The 18,011-nt window shown below is 60.0% G+C and carries 32 protein-coding genes; 28 read left to right on the forward strand and 4 right to left on the reverse strand.

Features of this window, described 5'->3' with window-relative positions; translation table 11 throughout:
* The 28 genes from GGR30_RS18750 to rplQ form a co-directional block, all read left to right on the forward strand.
* The coding region (locus tag GGR30_RS18750; RefSeq protein ID WP_010051863.1) for an EF-Tu C-terminal domain-related protein at window positions 1-82 on the forward strand (82 nt) is incomplete at its 5' end.
* A gap of 148 nt (window positions 83-230) precedes the next feature.
* Window positions 231-539 (forward strand): 30S ribosomal protein S10, encoded by a 309-nt coding sequence (gene rpsJ, locus GGR30_RS18755; RefSeq protein WP_018065614.1) that lies wholly within the window; start codon window positions 231-233, stop codon window positions 537-539.
* A 129-nt stretch (window positions 540-668) separates the two neighbouring features.
* The gene (rplC, locus tag GGR30_RS18760; protein ID WP_024708109.1) at window positions 669-1,364 is read left to right on the forward strand and encodes a 50S ribosomal protein L3; all 696 of its coding nucleotides are present in this window, start codon (window positions 669-671) and stop codon (window positions 1,362-1,364) included.
* Window positions 1,364-1,984: a 50S ribosomal protein L4 gene (gene rplD / locus GGR30_RS18765; protein WP_183489623.1), complete on the forward strand. Its 621-nt coding sequence runs from the start codon at window positions 1,364-1,366 to the stop codon at window positions 1,982-1,984. Before rplC ends, rplD begins: the two co-directional genes overlap by 1 nt.
* Window positions 1,981-2,274: a 50S ribosomal protein L23 gene (locus GGR30_RS18770; RefSeq protein WP_024708107.1), complete on the forward strand. Its 294-nt coding sequence runs from the start codon at window positions 1,981-1,983 to the stop codon at window positions 2,272-2,274. The genes rplD and GGR30_RS18770 overlap by 4 nt, the downstream gene beginning before the upstream one ends.
* A 41-nt stretch (window positions 2,275-2,315) precedes the next feature.
* Window positions 2,316-3,152 carry a 50S ribosomal protein L2 gene (gene rplB, locus GGR30_RS18775; RefSeq protein ID WP_183489626.1) on the forward strand — a complete coding sequence of 279 codons (837 nt, stop codon included), beginning with the start codon at window positions 2,316-2,318 and terminating at the stop codon, window positions 3,150-3,152.
* Between the two features lie 15 nt (window positions 3,153-3,167).
* Window positions 3,168-3,446 carry a 30S ribosomal protein S19 gene (rpsS, locus tag GGR30_RS18780; protein ID WP_024708105.1) on the forward strand — a complete coding sequence of 93 codons (279 nt, stop codon included), beginning with the start codon at window positions 3,168-3,170 and terminating at the stop codon, window positions 3,444-3,446.
* A 2-nt stretch (window positions 3,447-3,448) separates the two neighbouring features.
* Complete coding sequence (rplV, locus tag GGR30_RS18785; RefSeq protein ID WP_024708104.1) at window positions 3,449-3,832, forward strand: 50S ribosomal protein L22; 384 nt, start codon at window positions 3,449-3,451, stop codon at window positions 3,830-3,832.
* Window positions 3,832-4,545 carry a 30S ribosomal protein S3 gene (gene rpsC, locus GGR30_RS18790; RefSeq protein ID WP_183489630.1) on the forward strand — a complete coding sequence of 238 codons (714 nt, stop codon included), beginning with the start codon at window positions 3,832-3,834 and terminating at the stop codon, window positions 4,543-4,545. Before rplV ends, rpsC begins: the two co-directional genes overlap by 1 nt.
* 37 nt (window positions 4,546-4,582) lie before the next feature.
* A complete protein-coding gene (rplP, locus tag GGR30_RS18795) occupies window positions 4,583-4,996 on the forward strand; it encodes a 50S ribosomal protein L16 (protein WP_106313035.1) in 414 nt (137 codons plus the stop codon).
* 12 nt (window positions 4,997-5,008) lie between these two features.
* On the forward strand, window positions 5,009-5,209 hold the full coding sequence (gene rpmC, locus GGR30_RS18800) for a 50S ribosomal protein L29 (protein WP_183489634.1): 201 nt from the start codon (window positions 5,009-5,011) through the stop codon (window positions 5,207-5,209).
* Between the two features lie 21 nt (window positions 5,210-5,230).
* Entirely contained in the window at window positions 5,231-5,467 is a 237-nt protein-coding gene (rpsQ, locus tag GGR30_RS18805; protein WP_183489637.1) for a 30S ribosomal protein S17, read from the forward strand.
* A gap of 363 nt (window positions 5,468-5,830) precedes the next feature.
* Window positions 5,831-6,199, forward strand: a complete 369-nt coding sequence (gene rplN / locus GGR30_RS18810; protein WP_024708099.1) for a 50S ribosomal protein L14 — start codon at window positions 5,831-5,833, stop codon at window positions 6,197-6,199.
* A 13-nt stretch (window positions 6,200-6,212) separates the two neighbouring features.
* Window positions 6,213-6,524 (forward strand): 50S ribosomal protein L24, encoded by a 312-nt coding sequence (gene rplX / locus GGR30_RS18815; RefSeq protein ID WP_183489640.1) that lies wholly within the window; start codon window positions 6,213-6,215, stop codon window positions 6,522-6,524.
* Window positions 6,517-7,074, forward strand: a complete 558-nt coding sequence (gene rplE / locus GGR30_RS18820) for a 50S ribosomal protein L5 (RefSeq protein WP_183489643.1) — start codon at window positions 6,517-6,519, stop codon at window positions 7,072-7,074. Before rplX ends, rplE begins: the two co-directional genes overlap by 8 nt.
* Window positions 7,075-7,106: 32 nt before the next feature.
* Entirely contained in the window at window positions 7,107-7,412 is a 306-nt protein-coding gene (gene rpsN, locus GGR30_RS18825) for a 30S ribosomal protein S14 (RefSeq protein ID WP_183489658.1), read from the forward strand.
* An 11-nt stretch (window positions 7,413-7,423) separates the two neighbouring features.
* The gene (gene rpsH, locus GGR30_RS18830) at window positions 7,424-7,822 is read left to right on the forward strand and encodes a 30S ribosomal protein S8 (RefSeq protein WP_106313051.1); all 399 of its coding nucleotides are present in this window, start codon (window positions 7,424-7,426) and stop codon (window positions 7,820-7,822) included.
* Window positions 7,823-7,864: 42 nt separating this feature from the next.
* Window positions 7,865-8,398 carry a 50S ribosomal protein L6 gene (gene rplF, locus GGR30_RS18835; protein ID WP_183489661.1) on the forward strand — a complete coding sequence of 178 codons (534 nt, stop codon included), beginning with the start codon at window positions 7,865-7,867 and terminating at the stop codon, window positions 8,396-8,398.
* A gap of 12 nt (window positions 8,399-8,410) precedes the next feature.
* On the forward strand, window positions 8,411-8,773 hold the full coding sequence (gene rplR / locus GGR30_RS18840) for a 50S ribosomal protein L18 (protein WP_183489664.1): 363 nt from the start codon (window positions 8,411-8,413) through the stop codon (window positions 8,771-8,773).
* A 173-nt stretch (window positions 8,774-8,946) separates the two neighbouring features.
* On the forward strand, window positions 8,947-9,516 hold the full coding sequence (rpsE, locus tag GGR30_RS18845) for a 30S ribosomal protein S5 (RefSeq protein WP_183489667.1): 570 nt from the start codon (window positions 8,947-8,949) through the stop codon (window positions 9,514-9,516).
* Window positions 9,517-9,528: 12 nt separating this feature from the next.
* Window positions 9,529-9,729 (forward strand): 50S ribosomal protein L30, encoded by a 201-nt coding sequence (rpmD, locus tag GGR30_RS18850; RefSeq protein WP_024708091.1) that lies wholly within the window; start codon window positions 9,529-9,531, stop codon window positions 9,727-9,729.
* Between the two features lie 14 nt (window positions 9,730-9,743).
* On the forward strand, window positions 9,744-10,220 hold the full coding sequence (rplO, locus tag GGR30_RS18855) for a 50S ribosomal protein L15 (protein ID WP_183489670.1): 477 nt from the start codon (window positions 9,744-9,746) through the stop codon (window positions 10,218-10,220).
* A 221-nt stretch (window positions 10,221-10,441) separates the two neighbouring features.
* On the forward strand, window positions 10,442-11,779 hold the full coding sequence (gene secY / locus GGR30_RS18860; RefSeq protein ID WP_183489672.1) for a preprotein translocase subunit SecY: 1,338 nt from the start codon (window positions 10,442-10,444) through the stop codon (window positions 11,777-11,779).
* The gene (locus tag GGR30_RS18865; protein WP_183489674.1) at window positions 11,776-12,426 is read left to right on the forward strand and encodes an adenylate kinase; all 651 of its coding nucleotides are present in this window, start codon (window positions 11,776-11,778) and stop codon (window positions 12,424-12,426) included. Before secY ends, GGR30_RS18865 begins: the two co-directional genes overlap by 4 nt.
* Window positions 12,427-12,742: 316 nt before the next feature.
* Complete coding sequence (gene rpsM, locus GGR30_RS18870; protein WP_106313074.1) at window positions 12,743-13,111, forward strand: 30S ribosomal protein S13; 369 nt, start codon at window positions 12,743-12,745, stop codon at window positions 13,109-13,111.
* A 138-nt stretch (window positions 13,112-13,249) separates the two neighbouring features.
* Window positions 13,250-13,639: a 30S ribosomal protein S11 gene (rpsK, locus tag GGR30_RS18875; protein WP_018065590.1), complete on the forward strand. Its 390-nt coding sequence runs from the start codon at window positions 13,250-13,252 to the stop codon at window positions 13,637-13,639.
* A 98-nt stretch (window positions 13,640-13,737) separates the two neighbouring features.
* Window positions 13,738-14,748: a DNA-directed RNA polymerase subunit alpha gene (locus tag GGR30_RS18880; RefSeq protein ID WP_138748399.1), complete on the forward strand. Its 1,011-nt coding sequence runs from the start codon at window positions 13,738-13,740 to the stop codon at window positions 14,746-14,748.
* Window positions 14,749-14,793: 45 nt separating this feature from the next.
* Entirely contained in the window at window positions 14,794-15,222 is a 429-nt protein-coding gene (gene rplQ / locus GGR30_RS18885; protein ID WP_183489676.1) for a 50S ribosomal protein L17, read from the forward strand.
* A 528-nt stretch (window positions 15,223-15,750) separates the two neighbouring features.
* Here the strand turns inward: rplQ and msrQ are convergent.
* From msrQ to GGR30_RS18905, 4 genes are all read right to left on the reverse strand, one after another.
* On the reverse strand, window positions 15,751-16,410 hold the full coding sequence (gene msrQ / locus GGR30_RS18890; RefSeq protein ID WP_183489678.1) for a protein-methionine-sulfoxide reductase heme-binding subunit MsrQ: 660 nt from the start codon (window positions 16,408-16,410) through the stop codon (window positions 15,751-15,753).
* A 16-nt stretch (window positions 16,411-16,426) separates the two neighbouring features.
* Window positions 16,427-17,410, reverse strand: a complete 984-nt coding sequence (gene msrP, locus GGR30_RS18895) for a protein-methionine-sulfoxide reductase catalytic subunit MsrP (protein ID WP_183489681.1) — start codon at window positions 17,408-17,410, stop codon at window positions 16,427-16,429.
* Between the two features lie 149 nt (window positions 17,411-17,559).
* Window positions 17,560-17,754 carry a type II toxin-antitoxin system HicA family toxin gene (locus GGR30_RS18900; protein ID WP_183489683.1) on the reverse strand — a complete coding sequence of 65 codons (195 nt, stop codon included), beginning with the start codon at window positions 17,752-17,754 and terminating at the stop codon, window positions 17,560-17,562.
* A 6-nt stretch (window positions 17,755-17,760) separates the two neighbouring features.
* The gene (locus GGR30_RS18905; protein WP_183489686.1) at window positions 17,761-18,003 is read right to left on the reverse strand and encodes a DUF1902 domain-containing protein; all 243 of its coding nucleotides are present in this window, start codon (window positions 18,001-18,003) and stop codon (window positions 17,761-17,763) included.
* Window positions 18,004-18,011: the final 8 nt, after the last annotated feature.

Genomic DNA, 18,011 nt, shown 5'->3' on the forward strand with positions numbered 1-18,011 from the left:
GATGGAAGAAAAGCTGCGCTTCGCCATCCGCGAAGGCGGCCGCACCGTCGGCGCCGGCATCGTGGCATCGATCGTCGAGTAATCGACGCGCGACAGGCACTTTGATTGCGAGGTAGGGACGGGGCAACCTGTCCCTACTTTTGAAGATTGAAGAGAGCGGTCGAAGTTCAACGAATGCGCCTGATCGATGACGAGAAGGCGGCAAGAAGAAGAAGACAAGGACGAGTCGCATGAACGGCCAGAATATCCGCATCCGCCTGAAGGCGTTTGATCACCGGATCCTTGATGCCTCCACGCGTGAGATCGTTTCCACGGCCAAGCGTACCGGCGCCAATGTGCGCGGTCCGGTTCCGCTGCCGACCCGGATCGAGAAGTTCACGGTCAACCGTGGCCCGCATATCGACAAGAAGAGCCGCGAGCAGTTTGAAATGCGCACCCACAAGCGCCTGCTCGACATTGTCGATCCGACCCCCCAGACGGTCGATGCTCTGATGAAGCTCGATCTGGCTGCCGGCGTCGACGTTGAAATCAAGCTCTGATCTTTCAGGGTAGGGATAATTAAACGGGACCAATCGCTGCGCGCGCTGTGATGCGATGCGCATGACGTCCCAAACAGAGACACGCCAGGGCCGCAAGGGCTTGGCCGGAACTCTAAAAGGAACGAACCGATGCGTTCAGGTGTAATAGCACAGAAGGTGGGAATGACCCGCGTCTTCAATGACGCAGGAGAGCATATCCCGGTAACAGTTTTGCGAATGGACGGCTGCCAGGTCGTCGCAACGCGCACGAAAGATAAAAACGGCTACACCGCCGTTCAGCTCGGTGCGGGCCGTTCGAAGGTCAAGAACACGTCGAAGGCGCTGCGCGGCCATTTCGCCAAGGGTTCTGTCGAGCCCAAGGCCAAGCTGGTCGAGTTCCGCGTTTCGGAAGACAACCTGCTCGAGATCGGCGCCGAACTGACGGCCGGCCATTTCGTGTCGGGTCAGCTCGTCGACGTGACCGGCACCACCATCGGTAAGGGTTTTGCCGGTGCGATGAAGCGCCACAACTTCGGCGGTCTTCGCGCCACCCACGGTGTCTCGATCTCGCACCGTTCGCATGGTTCGACCGGTTCCAACCAGGATCCGGGCAAGGTCTGGAAGGGCAAGAAGATGGCTGGTCACATGGGCCAGACACGCGTCACCACCCAGAACCTCGAAGTCGTCCGCACCGATGAAGAGCGCGGTCTGATCCTCGTCAAGGGAGCCGTTCCCGGTTCCAAGGGCGCATGGATCACGGTTCGCGACGCTGTGAAGTCCGGTGTGCCTGAAAATGCGCCGCGGCCTGCAGGCCTGCGCGCGGCCGAAACGAATGGAGCCGAGTAATGGATCTCACCGTCAAAACACTTGAGGGCAAGGACGCCGGCAAGGTCAGCCTGAAGGACGAGATCTTCGGCCTGGAACCGCGCGAAGACATCCTCGCCCGCATGGTCCGCTACCAGCTCGCCAAGAAGCGTCAGGGTAGCCACAAGACCAAGGGTCGTTCGGAAGTCGCTCTGACCGGCGCCAAGATGTACAAGCAGAAGGGCACGGGTAACGCCCGCCACCACGCCAAGCGTGCGCCGCAGTTCCGCGGCGGTGGTCGCGCCCACGGTCCGGTCGTCCGCGATCATGGTCATGACCTGCCGAAGAAGCTTCGTGCACTGGCTCTGAAGCATGCGCTGTCGTCGAAGCTGAAGGCTGAAGACCTTATCATCGTTGATGATCTCGTCGCCAAGGAAGCAAAGACCAAGGCGCTCATCGCGCAGTTTGCCGGCCTCGGCCTGGAAAACGCTCTGATCATCGGCGGTTCGGACGTCGACGGCAACTTCAAGCTTGCCGCCCGCAACATTCCGAATATCGATGTTCTGCCGGTTCAGGGCATCAATGTTTACGACATTCTGCGCCGCGGAAAGCTCGTGCTTTCCAAGTCCGCAGTCGAAGCTCTGGAGGAGCGGTTCAAATGAGCGATATCCGCCATTACGACGTGATCGTTTCGCCGGTCATCACCGAGAAGTCGACGCTGGTTTCGGACAATAACCAGGTTGTCTTCAACGTTGCGAAGAATGCGAGCAAGCCCGAGATCAAGGCCGCTGTCGAAGAGCTCTTCGGCGTCAAGGTCAAGTCCGTGAACACGCTCGTGCGCAAGGGCAAGATCAAGCGCTTCCGGAACTTCTCCGGCAAGCAGAAGGACGTCAAGAAGGCGATCGTCACGCTGGCCGAAGGTCAGTCCGTAGACGTGACGACCGGCGTTTGAAACAGACCCGGTAGGGTAAAGACCCAATAGGGAATGAGAAAATGGCATTGAAAACATTCAATCCGACAACGCCGAGCCAGCGCCAACTGGTGATCGTCGAGCGTTCGGAGCTTTACAAGGGCAAGCCCGTCAAGGCTTTGACGCAAGGCCTGTCTTCGAAGGGTGGCCGTAACAACTACGGCCGCGTGACGGCTCGCTTCCAGGGCGGCGGTCACAAGCGCACCTACCGCATGATCGACTTCAAGCGTCGCAAGTTCGGCGTTGAAGGCACGGTCGAGCGTCTGGAATACGACCCCAACCGGTCGGCTTTCATCGCGCTCATCAACTATGCGGATGGTGAGTTTGCCTACATCCTGGCACCGCAGCGTCTGGCCGTTGGCGACAAGGTTATTGCTGCCGACAGCGCGATCGACGTCAAGCCCGGCAACGCGATGCCGCTGCAGAACATTCCGGTCGGCTCGATTGTTCATAACGTCGAGATGAAGCCGGGCAAGGGCGGCCAGATCGCCCGTTCGGCTGGCACCTACGTGCAGCTCGTCGGCCGCGACCAGGGCATGGCTATCCTGCGCCTGAATTCCGGCGAACAGCGTCTCGTGCCTGGCTCTTGCCTTGCCACGATCGGCGCTGTATCGAACCCCGACCATTCCAACACGAATGACGGCAAGGCCGGTCGTTCGCGCTGGCGGGGCAAGCGTCCGCATGTTCGCGGCGTCGTCATGAACCCGATCGACCACCCGCACGGTGGTGGTGAAGGCCGTACATCCGGTGGTCGCCACCCTGTTTCGCCCTGGGGCAAGCCCACCAAGGGCAAGCGCACGCGCAAGAACAAGTCGACCGACAAGTTCATCATGCGCTCGCGCCACCAGAAGAAGAAGTAAGAGAGGTAGTCTGAAATGGCTCGTTCAGTATGGAAGGGACCGTTTGTTGACGGCTATCTTCTCAAGAAGGCTGAGAAGGTGCGTGAAGGCGGTCGCCACGAAGTGATCAAGATCTGGAGCCGCCGTTCCACGATCATGCCGCAGTTCGTCGGCCTGACCTTCGGCGTCTACAATGGTTCCAAGCACATTCCGGTATCCGTGTCGGAAGAGATGGTCGGCCACAAGTTCGGTGAATTTGCACCGACGCGGACCTACTACGGTCACGGCGCCGACAAGAAGGCGAAGAGGAAGTAACAATGGGCAAGGCAAAAGCCGCACGCCGGCTTAAGGAAAACGAGGCGCAGGCCGTTACGCGCACGATCCGCGTCAGCCCGCAGAAGCTCAACCTCGTCGCCGCCATGATTCGCGGCAAGAAGGTTGACCGGGCTCTGGCCGATCTCGAATTCTCGCAGAAGCGGGTTTCCGAGACCGTCCGCAAGACGCTCGAATCGGCCATCGCCAATGCTGAAAACAACCACGACCTCGACGTTGACCAGCTCATCGTCGCGGAAGCCTATGTCGGCAAGTCGATTGTCGCCAAGCGCTTCATGGTCCGTGGCCGGGGCCGCGCATCGCGCATCCTCAAGCCGTTTTCGCATCTGACGATCGTCGTCCGTGAAGTCGAAGAGGAGGCCGCATAATGGGTCAGAAAATCAATCCGATCGGTTTCCGCCTCGGCATCAACCGTACCTGGGACAGCCGCTGGTTCGCCGACAATCACGAATACGGCAAGCTGCTGCATGAAGACCTGAAGATCCGTAGCTTCATCCAGAAGGAACTGAAGCAGGCCGGCGTCTCCAAGGTCGTCATCGAGCGTCCGCACAAGAAGTGCCGCGTCACCATTCATTCGGCGCGTCCGGGCCTCATCATCGGCAAGAAGGGCGCAGACATTGAAAAGCTGCGCAGCAAGCTGTCGACGATGACCGACTCGGAAATGCACCTCAACATCGTTGAAGTGCGCAAGCCGGAAACCGATGCCACGCTGGTCGCCCAGTCGATCGCGCAGCAGCTGGAACGCCGTATTGCCTTCCGCCGCGCCATGAAGCGCTCGGTCCAGTCGGCCATGCGTCTCGGCGCCGAAGGCATCCGTATCGTCTGCTCGGGCCGTCTTGGCGGCGCCGAAATCGCACGTACCGAATGGTACCGCGAAGGCCGCGTTCCGCTTCACACGTTGCGCGCCGACATCGACTACGGCACGGCCGAAGCTGAAACCGCATACGGCATTTGCGGCATCAAGGTCTGGGTCTTCAAGGGCGAAATCCTTGAGCATGATCCGATGGCCTCCGAGCGTCGCGCGACCGAGGGCGACAACAAGGGTAACAGCGGCAACAATCGCCGCCGCGAAAACGCCTGATAAGGGCGTTTTCCGCGAAGTTCGGAGATAGAAGAAAATGTTGCAGCCAAAGCGTACAAAGTACCGCAAGCAGTTCAAGGGCCGCATCCATGGCGTCGCCAAGGGCGGCAGCGACCTGGCTTTCGGTGAATATGGGCTGAAGGCGCAGGAACCCAACCGCGTCAACGCGCGCGAGATCGAGGCGGCCCGCCGCGCGATCACCCGTCACATGAAGCGTGCCGGCCGCGTGTGGATCCGCATCTTCCCCGATACGCCGGTCACCTCGAAGCCGACCGAAGTGCGTATGGGTAAGGGTAAGGGCGGTGTCGATTACTGGGCGGCCCGCGTAAAGCCCGGCCGGATCATGTTCGAAATCGATGGTGTGAGCGAAGAAATTGCACGTGAAGCCCTGCGTCTCGGCGCAGCCAAGCTCTCGGTCAAGACGCGCTTTATCCAGCGTATCGCAGAATAAGGAGTGGTACTGATGAAGACTTCTGACGTACACGCCATGACCGAAGACCAGCTCAAGGACGAGCTCGCCAACCTGAAGAAGGAGCAGTTCAACCTGCGCTTCCAGAAGGCGACCGGACAGCTGGAAAAAACGGCGCGCATCAAGGAAGTGCGCCGCGACATCGCGCGTGTGAAAACCATTGCCGCCCAGAAGGCGGCAGCCGGCAAGGCTTGAGATTAAAGGACCGACAAGAAAATGCCTAAACGCATCCTGCAAGGCGTTGTCGTAAGCGACAAGAACGATAAAACGGTCGTAGTCCGGGTTGAGCGTCGTTTCGCCCACCCGCTGATGCAGAAGACTGTACGCCGCTCGAAGAAGTACAAGGCGCACGACGCCGACAACCAGTACAAGGTCGGGGATACCGTATTCATCGAGGAATGCGCTCCGATTTCCAAGGACAAGCGCTGGACGGTCGTTTCCGCCCAGGCTTAAGCCCAAAATTGAACAGCTATTTCGCCGAGGCCCTTGCGCTTTGGCGAAATATCTGTATGTAGCACGGCATTGAGATGCGGGGGCGTCCGGCAACGGGCGGCCTTTTCCGTAAGGGCATTCTCCAGGTTGGAGACATTTGCGCCCCGAAAGACGCTACACATAAGACGCTCTGGCTCTTGCACACGGTGTAGACCCCGGAAGAAATCCTTTTCGGGCGGCACGGTTTTGAAAGTGCTGGACAGGAAATTCGAGCGACCGCCGGGGTCATTCTGACAGGGCGGGCGCTTTGATACGTGTCGATTAAGCTGGTCTAGGGGGCAGAGGTGCCCAACCGGGCCGGTAACAACAAGAAGGCGACCTGATATGATTCAGATGCAAACAAACCTCGACGTGGCGGATAATTCCGGCGCGCGTCGTGTCATGTGCATCAAGGTTCTGGGCGGCTCAAAGCGTAAATATGCCTCGATCGGCGACATCATCGTCGTATCGGTAAAAGAGGCTGTTCCGCGCGGGCGCGTCAAGAAGGGCGATGTGATGAAGGCCGTTGTCGTTCGCACGGCAAAGGACATCCGCCGCGCTGACGGCTCCGTCATCCGCTTCGACAGCAATGCTGCTGTTCTGATCAACAACAACAAAGAGCCGATTGGTACGCGTATCTTCGGGCCGGTTCCGCGCGAGCTGCGTGGCAAGAGCCATATGAAGATCATCTCCCTGGCTCCGGAAGTTCTGTAAGGGAGCGCGGAACATGCAGAGAATCAAAAAGGGCGACAAGGTCGTCGTGATCGCCGGTAAAGACAAGGGTCGCACCGGTGAAGTCGTAAAGGTTTTCCCGAAGGAAGACCGTGCCGTCGTTTCGGGCATCAACGTTGTGCGTCGCCATCAGCGGCAGACGCAGACCGCCGAAGCCGGCATCATCACCAAGGAAGCGCCGGTTCACCTTTCGAACCTCGCGATCGCCGATCCCAAGGACGGCAAGCCGACCCGCGTTGGCTTCAAGGTCGAGGGTGAGACGAAGGTCCGCTATGCAAAGCGTTCGGGAGAAGTGATCGATGGCTGAAGCAAAGTATGAGCCGCGCCTGAAGACGGCATACAATGAAAAGATCCGCGCTCAGCTGCAGGAAGGCTTTTCCTACACCAACCCGATGATGATCCCGCGCCTGGACAAGGTCGTGATCAACATGGGTGTTGGCGAGGCTGTCGGTGACTCCAAGAAGCCGACGAATGCTGCCGCTGATCTGGCCGCGATTGCTGGCCAGAAGGCCGTGATCACCCATGCGCGCAATTCCATCGCCGGCTTCAAGGTCCGCGAAGGCATGCCGATCGGCGCCAAGGTGACGCTGCGCGGCAACCGCATGTATGAATTCGTTGACCGCCTGGTGAACATCGCGCTGCCGCGCGTTCGTGACTTCCGCGGCCTTAATCCGAAGAGCTTTGACGGCCGTGGCAACTTCGCCATGGGCATCAAGGAGCACATCGTGTTCCCGGAGATCGAATACGACAAGGTCGATCAGATGTGGGGCATGGACATCATCGTTTGCACGACGGCGAACACGGACGACGAAGCACGGGCGCTGCTGACTGCGCTCAACTTCCCCTTCCGCAAATAACCGTAACGACGAGCGTAGAAAAGGAAAACGACATGGCGAAAGTAAGCGCAGTCGAAAAGAACAAGCGCCGCCGCAAGACGGTCGCCCGGGACGCCGAGAAGCGTGCCGAGCTGAAGGCGATCATCAAGAACCAGGAACTGCCGATCGAAGAGCGGTTCCGCGCTTCCCTGAAGCTGGCGGACATGCCCCGCGACGGCTCCAAGACGCGTATCCGCAACCGCTGCGAAGTATCCGGCCGTCCGCGTGCGTATTATCGCAAGCTGGGCATGTCCCGTATCGCGCTGCGTGATCTCGGCAACACCGGCAAGGTGCCGGGCGTCGTCAAGTCGAGCTGGTAAGGAGGCGTCCAATGGCAATGTCTGATCCCCTGGGCGATATGCTCACCCGTATCCGCAATGGCGCCTCGCGCCGCAAGTCCTCCGTGACCACGCCGGCTTCCAAGCTGCGCGCCCACGTTTTGGACGTGCTGCAGTCGGAAGGCTACATCCGCGGCTACACCCAGACCGAATTCGAAAACGGCAAGTCCGAGATCGAAATCGAGCTGAAGTACTATGAAAACGCGTCCGTGATCCGCGAGATCGCCCGCGTTTCCAAGCCGGGCCGCCGGGTCTATGTCTCGGTCAAGTCCATTCCGCAGGTCGCAAATGGTCTGGGTATCACGATCCTTTCCACCCCCAAGGGTGTGATGGCTGATCACCAGGCGCGCGAACAGAATGTTGGTGGAGAGGTTCTCTGCTCGGTCTTCTAAGGCTCAGGCAGATCCTCCTAACGAAACAGACAGGTAGATAAAATGTCTCGTATCGGTAAAAGACCCGTTCAGGTTCCGGCTGGTGTGACTGCGACCGTAGAAGGCCAGAAAGTCACAGCCAAGGGCCCCAAGGGCGAGCTTTCATTCGTCGCCAATGACGAAGTGAGCGTCAAGCTCGAGGACAACGCGATCGTTGTTTCCCCGATCAACCAGTCCAAGGACGCCCGCTCCAAGTGGGGCATGTCCAGGACGATGGTTGAGAACATCATCAATGGTGTCACCCAAGGCTACGAGCGCAAGCTCGAGATCAACGGCGTTGGTTACCGCGCGGCCATGCAGGGCAAGAACCTGCAGCTGTCGCTCGGCTTCTCCCACGAAGTTGTCTATCAGCCGCCGGAAGGCATCACGATTGCCTGCCCGAAGCCGACGGAAATCACCGTCACCGGCATCGACAAGCAGGTTGTCGGCCAGGTCGCTGCGAACATTCGCGAATATCGCGGTCCCGAGCCCTACAAGGGCAAGGGCGTGAAATACGCGGAAGAGCGCATCGTCCGCAAGGAAGGCAAGAAGAAGTAAGGAACACGCGTTATGGCTAGCAGGAAAGAAACCATTGCACGCCGCGCCGCGCGCGTGCGCCGCCAGGTCAAGAAGGTGGCAAACGGTCGTCCGCGTCTGTCGGTTCACCGTTCGTCCAAGAACATCTACGCCCAGATCATCGACGATACGGCCGGCCGCACGCTGGCTGCCGCCTCGACGCTCGACGCTTCGCTCAAGTCTTCCCTGAAGACCGGCGCGGATCGTGAAGCTGCCGAAGCCGTTGGCAAGCTCGTCGCCGAGCGCGCCACCAAGGCAGGCGTCAAGGAAGTCGTCTTCGATCGCGGCGCTTTCATCTTTCACGGCCGCGTCAAGGCTCTCGCCGACGGCGCCCGCGAAGGTGGCCTGAGCTTCTGATGAAGCTTTGAGCGCCCTTTATCGGAGGGGCGCTCCTTAAATTCGGCCAAGGCGATACTGTCTCTTCGGAGCCCAAGTCGCCTTCGGTCAATCACCGGCCGCCCATGCCAGAGATGGCGCAAGCGGCCTTCGCATTTGCCGATTGCACCCGGAAAAGAAAAAGGAACAGGACAATGGCACAGGACAGACGGGGATCGCGCGACGATCGCCAGAACAGGGATGAGCGCGACAGCGAATTCGTTGACAAGCTCGTCGCTATCAACCGCGTGGCCAAGACCGTCAAGGGCGGCCGCCGCATGGGTTTTGCAGCACTCGTCGTCGTTGGTGACGGCAAGGGCCGCGTTGGCTTCGGCCACGGCAAGGCGCGTGAAGTGCCGGAAGCCATCCGCAAGGCCACCGAAGCCGCCAAGCGCGAAATGATCTTCGTGCCGCTGCGCGACGGCCGTACGCTGCATCATGACGTCAAGGGCCGCCACGGTGCTGGTAAGGTTCTTCTGCGCACCGCCAAGGCCGGTACCGGGATCATCGCCGGTGGTCCGATGCGTGCCGTTTTCGAAACCCTGGGTGTTGCCGACGTCGTCGCCAAGTCGACCGGTTCGTCCAACCCCTACAACATGGTTCGCGCCACCTTTGATGCCCTGAAGAGCCAGATGCATCCCAAGGACATCGCAGCGCAGCGCGGCCTCAAATACGCTACGCTCCAGGCTCGCCGCCAGGCCGCCGGCGCTGTCGTCGACGAGTAAGGGGAGGCACACATGGCCAAGGCTAGCACCAAGAAGACTGTCACCGTTGAGCAGATCGGCAGCCCGATCCGCCGTCCCGCCGTCCAGCGCCAGACGCTGATCGGTCTCGGCCTCAACAAGATGCATCGCGTCCGCACCCTGGAAGATACGCCTGCTGTGCGCGGCATGATCAACAAGGTGTCCCATCTCGTGCGCGTCGTCGACGAGAAGTGAGACGGGAGTAGATTATGAAACTCAATGAAATCAAGGACCGCGAAGGCGCAACGCATTCGAAGAAGCGCGTCGGCCGTGGCATCGGCTCGGGCACCGGCAAGACCGGCGGCCGCGGCGTCAAGGGTCAGAAGTCGCGTTCGGGCGTTGCCATTAACGGTTTCGAAGGCGGCCAGATGCCCATCTACCGCCGTCTGCCGAAGCGTGGCTTCACCAACATCTTCGCCAAGGACTTCGTCGAAGTCTCGCTCGGCCGCCTGCAGGCCGCCGTCGATGCCAAGAAGCTGGATGCGAAGACCACGGTGACCGCCGAAGTGCTGAAGGAAGCCGGCGTGATTCGCCGCGTTAAGGACGGTGTCCGCATCCTCTCCGACGGCGAACTGAAGGCGAAGCTCAAGCTCGAGGTTGCCGGGGCTTCCAAGCCCGCGATCGAGAAGATCGAAAAGGCCGGCGGTTCGATAACCGTTCTGGCTGGCGCCAAGAACGCTGAGTAAAAGCGCTGATTTGAAAAATGATCGCCCGGAGTGCTTCACACCGGGCGTTTTTTCTTCCATATGTGCCTCGACCACCGGCCGGCCCCGATCGTTCGTGTCCTGCGGGTGGTTTGTCGCGAATGCCGATGAGCGCCTTTTGCGGGCAGCGCGTCGGCTGACGTGATCTGGCACTTAATCGCATCGGGCGCCTGTGGCGGCCGTGCGGCGACGCGGAGATACGCATGGCTTCTGCAGCGGAACAACTTGCATCCAATCTCAATTTCTCGACCTTCGCGAAGGCGACGGATCTGAAGAAGCGAATCTGGTTTACGCTTCTCGCTCTCCTCGTCTACCGGCTCGGCACGCATATTCCGCTTCCCGGCATCAATCTTGATGCCTATGCGCAGGCTTTCCAGGGCCAGTCCGAAGGCATTCTGGGCATGTTCAACATGTTCTCGGGCGGCGCGGTGCAGCGCATGGCGATCTTCGCGCTCGGCATCATGCCCTATATTTCGGCCTCCATCATCGTGCAGCTTCTGACGGCCGTGGTGCCGTCGCTCGAAGCGCTGAAGAAGGAAGGCGAACAGGGCCGCAAGATCATCAACCAGTACACGCGCTACGGCACGGTCGTGCTTGCGACAGCGCAGGCCTACGGCATCGCCATCGGGCTGCAGTCGGGCAACAATCTCGTCACCGATCCGGGCTGGTTCTTCATCTTCTCGACCGTCATCACGCTGGTCGGCGGCACGATGTTCCTGATGTGGCTCGGCGAGCAGATCACTTCGCGCGGCATCGGCAACGGCATCTCGCTGATCATCTTCTCCGGCATCGTCGCCGGCCTTCCGGCCGCTGTCGGCAACCTGCTGGAACTGTCGCGCGTCGGCTCGATCTCTGCCTTCGTCGCCGTCGGCATCCTTGTCGTCGTCGTCGCCATCTTTGCGCTGATCGTCTTCGTCGAGCGCGCCCAGCGCCGGCTTCTGATCCAGTATCCGAAGCGTCAGGTCGGCAATCGCATGTTCCAGGGCGATACCTCGCACCTGCCGCTGAAGCTCAATACCTCGGGCGTCATTCCCGCGATCTTCGCCTCCTCGCTGCTGCTTCTGCCGGCGACGCTTGCCGGGTTCTCCTCGAACGAGCTTCCGAGCTGGGCAACGGCCATCATCGCATCGCTCGGCCATGGCCAGGCGCTCTACATGGTGGCCTATGGCGCGCTGATCGCGTTCTTCGCATTCTTCTACACCGCGATCGTCTTCAATCCGAAGGAGACCGCGGACAATCTGAAGCGGCATGGCGGTTTCATTCCGGGCATCCGTCCGGGCGAGCGCACGGCCGAGTACATAGACTATGTTCTGACTCGCATTACCGTGGTCGGTGCGATCTATCTGGTGTTCGTGTGCATCCTGCCGGAGATCCTGGTGGCGCGCACGGGCGTTTCGCTGGCGCTGGGGGGCACGTCGCTTCTCATCATCGTCAGTGTCACGCTGGACACCGTTTCGCAGATACAGGGACATCTGATCGCCCAGCAGTATGAAGGGCTGATCAAGAAATCGAAATTGCGGGGAGGAAAGAGGGGACGATGAGACTTATACTTCTGGGACCGCCGGGCGCCGGCAAGGGAACGCAGGCGCAGCGTATCGTCGCCAATCACGGCATTCCGCAGCTATCGACGGGCGACATGCTGCGTGCCGCCGTTGCCGCCGAGACCGAGGTCGGCAAGAAGGCCAAGGCTGTCATGGACGCCGGCGGCCTCGTCTCCGACGATATCGTGATTGCCATCGTGTCGGAACGAATCGATCAGGACGACTGCAAGGACGGCTTCATTCTCGATGGTTTCCCGCGCACGCTGGTGCAGGCGGATGCCACCGAGAAGATGCTTTCCGCAAAGGGCATCGAACTGGACGCGGTGATCGAGATCCAGGTGGATGACGAGACGCTGACGGAACGAATCGCCGGTCGCTATAGCTGCGCCAAATGCGGCACGGGCTATCACGACGAGTTCCACAAACCGAAGGTGGGCGGCGTCTGCGACAAGTGCGGCTCGACCGAGTTCAAGCGGCGTCCGGACGACAACCGCGAGACGGTCGAGAAGCGCCTGAAGGCCTATTACAAGGAAACGGCGCCGCTGATCGGCTATTACTATGCCAAGAACAAGCTGTCCTCGGTTGACGGCATGGCCGACATGGACACCGTGACCGCCAGCATCGAGAAGGTTCTGGCGAAGGTCTGATTTTGCCGCAAGGCTGCTGCCTAACGCAGGAGCCGAGCGGCAAACACGATTTGGAGGCGTCCGGCTGTCCTCACGGGCTTCGGACGTCATAAAAGTGAAGGAAGCGGTTGCATTCAGATGCAGTTTCCGCTATGAGCGCTCCAACTCGCGACATGGGGCAAAACGGTTAAAGTCCTTTTTTGAAATTAAACAGGACGTGTTTTGCCACGGGTTTTTGTTGCGGCAGAGCTATTTGAGGCGACGCGTTCGCCTGCAAGAAACCGGTAAGTGCCCGAGCAGGGCAAACTGCCCTTTAAGATACTTAAGGAGAATCGGCGTGGCTCGTATTGCTGGCGTCAACATCCCGACTGCCAAGCGCGTTGTCATCGCGCTGCAGTATATTCACGGGATCGGACCGAAATTCGCTCAGGACATCTGCGCGGCAGCTAACATTCCGGCAGAGCGCCGGGTGCATGAGCTGACAGATGCGGAAGTTCTGTCGATCCGTGAGCAGATCGACCGTGACTACATGGTTGAAGGTGACCTGCGTCGCGAGAACTCGATGAACATCAAGCGCCTGATGGACCTTGGTTGCTACCGTGGCCTGCGCCACCGTCGTGGCCTTCCGGTTCACGGCCAGCGCACGCACACCAATGCCCGTACCCGCAAGGGCCCGGCAAAGGCGATTGCAGGCAAGAAGAAGTAATTCACGGAATATTTTCATTCCGGAACAAGCCGGCGGTTTCACGCCGGCTTTCTGCGTAATTGATTGGGGCCTTGCAAAGGGTCCCGTCGGTGGAGCCGCTGGGACTACGGCGGTGAAGAGATCAACGAAAGGGAAGTCATGGCCAAGGAAGCCACCCGCGTTCGCCGCCGCGAGCGCAAGAATATCTCGTCGGGCGTTGCCCACGTCAATTCGTCGTTCAACAACACGATGATCACCATCACGGATGCACAGGGCAACGCAATTGCCTGGTCGTCCGCCGGTGCCAAGGGCTTCAAGGGTTCGCGCAAGTCGACCCCGTTTGCCGCTCAGATCGCTGCCGAAGACTGCGCCAAGAAGGCTCAGGAACACGGCATGAAGTCGCTGGAAGTCGAAGTTTGCGGTCCCGGTTCCGGTCGCGAATCGGCTCTGCGCGCGCTCCAGGCTGCCGGTTTCGTCATCACCTCGATCCGCGATGTGACGCCGATCCCGCACAATGGTTGCCGCCCGCGCAAGAAGCGCCGCGTTTAATCGTCTGTCATTTTGCTCCGGCGTCTCAGCAATGAAGCGCTGGTTCTACGAAGCTCGGCCGTCACGATTGGATAGTGCGGCGAACGAAAGGTAGAAACATGATCCAGAAAAACTGGCAGGAATTGATCAAGCCCTCGAAGGTGGAGTTCACCTCCAGCGGGGCCAAGAAGGTGACGCTCGTCGCCGAACCGCTGGAACGCGGCTTCGGCCTGACGCTCGGCAACGCGCTGCGTCGCGTTCTGTTGTCGTCGCTGCGCGGCGCTGCCGTCACCGCCGTCCAGATCGACGGCGTGCTGCACGAATTCTCCTCGATCCCGGGCGTCCGCGAGGACGTGACGGACATCGTGCTGAACATCAAGGAAATCGCCATCCGCATGGAAGGCGATGAAGCCAAGCGCATGGTCGTGCGCAAGCAGGGCCCGGGCGTGGTGACTGCAGGCGACATCCAGACCGTTGGTGACATCGAGATCCTCAATCCGGGCCTCGTCATCTGCACGCTGGACGAAGCTGCTGAAATCCGCATGGAGTTCACGGTCAACAACGGCAAGGGCTACGTGCCGGCCGAGCGTAACCGCTCGGAAGACGCGCCGATCGGTCTCATCCCGGTCGACAGCCTGTACTCGCCGATCCGCAAGGTCTCCTACAAGGTCGAGAACACCCGTGAGGGCCAGGTTCTCGACTATGACAAGCTTCTGATGACGATCGAGACGGATGGTTCGGTCTCCGGTGAAGACGCGGTTGCCTTTGCAGCCCGCATTCTCCAGGACCAGCTTTCGGTCTTCGTCAACTTCGAGGAGCCGCAGAAGGATCAGGAAGAGGACGACGTCACCGAACTCGCCTTCAACCCGGCCCTTCTCAAGAAGGTCGACGAACTCGAGCTTTCGGTCCGTTCGGCCAACTGCCTGAAGAACGACAACATCGTCTATATCGGCGATCTCATCCAGAAGACCGAAGCCGAAATGCTGCGTACGCCGAATTTCGGTCGGAAGTCTCTCAACGAGATCAAGGAAGTGCTGGCCTCCATGGGTCTGCATCTGGGCATGGAAGTGCCGGCCTGGCCGCCGGAAAATATCGAGGACCTCGCCAAGCGGTACGAGGATCAGTACTAACCAGTCATACTGCGGGCTCAAGCCTGCAAGTGAAGGAGAATAGCAATGCGCCATAAGAATGCAGGCCGCAAGCTGAACAGAACGGCAAGCCATCGCAAGGCGATGTTTGCCAACATGGCCGTCTCGCTCATCGTCCATGAGCAGATCGTCACCACTCTGCCGAAGGCGAAGGAAATTCGCCCGATCGTCGAGAAGTTGATCACGCTCGGCAAGCGCGGCGATCTGCATGCTCGCCGTCAGGCGATCGCGCAGGTCAAGGATGTCGAAGCCGTCAAGAAGCTGTTTGACGTTCTGGCTTCCCGTTACGCCGAGCGTAACGGCGGCTACACCCGCATCATGAAGGCCGGCTTCCGCTACGGCGACAACGCCCCGCTCGCCGTCATCGAATTCGTTGACCGCGATGTGGATGCCAAGGGCGCAGCCGACAAGGCCCGCGTCGAGGCCGAAGCCGATTCGGAAATGGAAGCCGCGTAAAACGCGCTTTCATTGCCTGAGTATTGAAGAGCCGGGGGCGAAAGCCTCCGGCTTTTTTCGTTGAAACCTACGATTCGTTATTGCCGTCATGCCGACTTGATCCGTCTCGGTTCGGGTCATGCTCGGGCTCGACCCGAGTATCCGGGCCACTCGGAAAGCGCCGCCTGGATCCTCGGGTCGAGCCAGAGGATGACACCGAGAGGGACAGGAGCGTCTCAACCAAGTGTGCAGAAGGCCGAGAGCCGTTGATATGGTGAGGTCATAAAGCCACGGGTTTTGCTTGGGCACAGGAACCGTCTACCGCACATGTTTCAGCGAGACGACGATTGTAGACGTTATGATCACCCGCAGCGCCCATGAGATCCATTCGCCAAGGCGGACGGTTGTGCGCGTGCCTGGCGCTTGTCGCCGGCTGCTGTTTCCCTGCGGTGAAGCTGGGGAGGGCGATATTGGGCGGAAGCAGGGCGAGGCCGCTCATGCTTCAGTGATGCAGGCAAGTGCGTTGGATGAATACCGTGCAGCCATAATCTAACCGGCGCCGGCCGCCATTCGAGCCGCCTTCTTCCTCGCGCGCTTGCGCTCCATCAGCTTGGGGCGGAGGAGGCGGTAGCCAAGCAGCAGAACGCACGCTGCGATATAGAACATGATCTCCGGTCCGATGACCTTGCGGCCCATGGCGAAATGCAGCGTGCCGAGGGCGGCGATCACATAGACTAGCCTGTGAAGCCGGATCCAGTTCTGTTTCAGCGTGCGGATTGCCCAGTTGTTGGAGGTCAGCGCCAACGGGATGAGCAGCACGAGCGCGATCATGCCAAAGGTGATGAACGGCCGCTTGATGACGTCCTGGACCACGACGGAGAAATTCATCTGCTGGTCGAGCACCAGATAGACCAGGAAGTGAAAGCTCACATAATAGAAGCCGAGCAGGCCGAGCGCGCGGCGATAGCGCAAAAGGTTGATATCGGCGAGATCGCGCAGCGGGGTGACGCAGAGCGTGAGCAGGATGAAGCGCAGCGCCCAGATGCCGAGCAGGTGTTCGAAGGTCTTGACCGGATCGACGCCGAGATTGTTGGTCGCGCCGAGCCAGAAATACCATAACGCCGGGAGAAGCCCGACGGCATAGAGCGTCCAGACGGAGGCGGGCCGCCACCAGGCGGCGCCGGATGATTTGGCTTTGGTTCGGGCCATGTCTCGCTCTGCCGGCCTAGTAATACTTCGCCAGGTCCATGCCGGCGTAGAGGCTTGCCACCTCGTCGCCGTAACCGTTGAACATCTGCGTGTCGATGCGCTTGCCGCCGCCGAACAGGCCGCCGCCTTCGCCGATGACGCGCTCCGTGGCCTGGCTCCAGCGCGGATGCGGAACATTCGGGTTCACATTGGCGTAAAAGCCATATTCGCTCGGCTGCAGCAGGTTCCAGCTGTTGGGCGGCTGGGTATCCGTGAGCGTGATCTTCGTGATCGACTTGATGCCCTTGAAGCCGTATTTCCACGGCACCACAAGGCGCATCGGCGCGCCGGACTGGTTCAGCAGCGTCTTGCCATAAAGCCCGACGGCGATGATGGTGAGCGGGTGGTTGGCCTCATCGAGCCTGAGGCCCTCCACATAGGGCCACGGCATCGGCTGGCCGAAGCCGCTCTGGCCGGGCATTTCCTTCGGCCGCACCACGCCTTCGAAGGCGACATATTTGGCGGAACCGGTGGGTTCCGCCATGTCGAGGATCGATTTCAGGGGAATGCCGACCCAGGGAATGACCATCGACCAGGCTTCCACGCAGCGCATGCGGTAGACGCGGTCTTCCAGCGGAAACTTGGTCATCAGCGTTTCGATATCGACGGTCTGCGGCTTCTGCACCATGCCGCCGATTTCGAAGGTCCAGGGGTAGGGCTTGAAGTTTTCGGAGTTCTTGAACGGATCGGCTTTGCCCGTGCCAAACTCGTAGAAATTATTGTAGTGGGTGATGTCCTCGAAGCTGGTTTCCGCGCGCTTCGGCTTGGGGAAGGGGCCGGGCACGGTCTTCAGCGCCTCGCCTTGGACAAGCGTTGCCGCGTTCGCTTCGCCGCTGCCGGCGCCCGTGACGAAGGTGGCGCCGGCTGCAAGGCCCGCGGCCAGAAGCGTGCGGCGCTTCAGATAGATGTGCTCCGGCGTGATTTCGGAGGCCGGAATGTGCGGCGGTTTGTATGCTGGCATGATCTCTGCCTCCCGATTTGGCATTCATGACACTCTACGGTGAAAGATCGCCGATAGTTTCGCCCTTCACAATAAACATCTGAACCACGTTTTCGTGTGGTGCGTGTGAGTGGGGATTTATCCGAGATGATCAATTCCCGCCGCTGCTGTCAAAAGGCTTTGGGCAAACCTGCCTGCTTCAGGGTTTCGTTGGCAGTGTGCCGGGATTTTGTGCCGCTATCGACGGTGAAGTGCCGGTTGGTGATCGGGCTTCGCCAGATTTCGTGATCGCCTTTGCCGGGCCGGACGTATTCGCATCCGGCCTCGGTCAGACGTTTCTTGAGTTCACGTAGATAGCCCGCCATAACGCGCTAGAAGCTTGGGTTGGGCACTTTTGCCATGTGATCAGCCAGGATGTGGACGGAAATTTCTCTCGCGTCAAAAGCCAGTCCGTTCAATTCGATAAGATCGGAGATGGCGTTGACCACTTTGATGCGAAGCTGTTCCACTGTTTCCGCTTCAACGGCAAGCCCATCGATATCCGTGCTGCTTGCGACCCAAACATGTGCCTCGTCATCCCACATGGCCTGCACAGTGATCGAATCTCGCTTCATCGCCCGCT

This window comes from Martelella radicis (genome assembly GCF_014196625.1).
Lineage (GTDB): Bacteria > Pseudomonadota > Alphaproteobacteria > Rhizobiales > Rhizobiaceae > Martelella > Martelella radicis.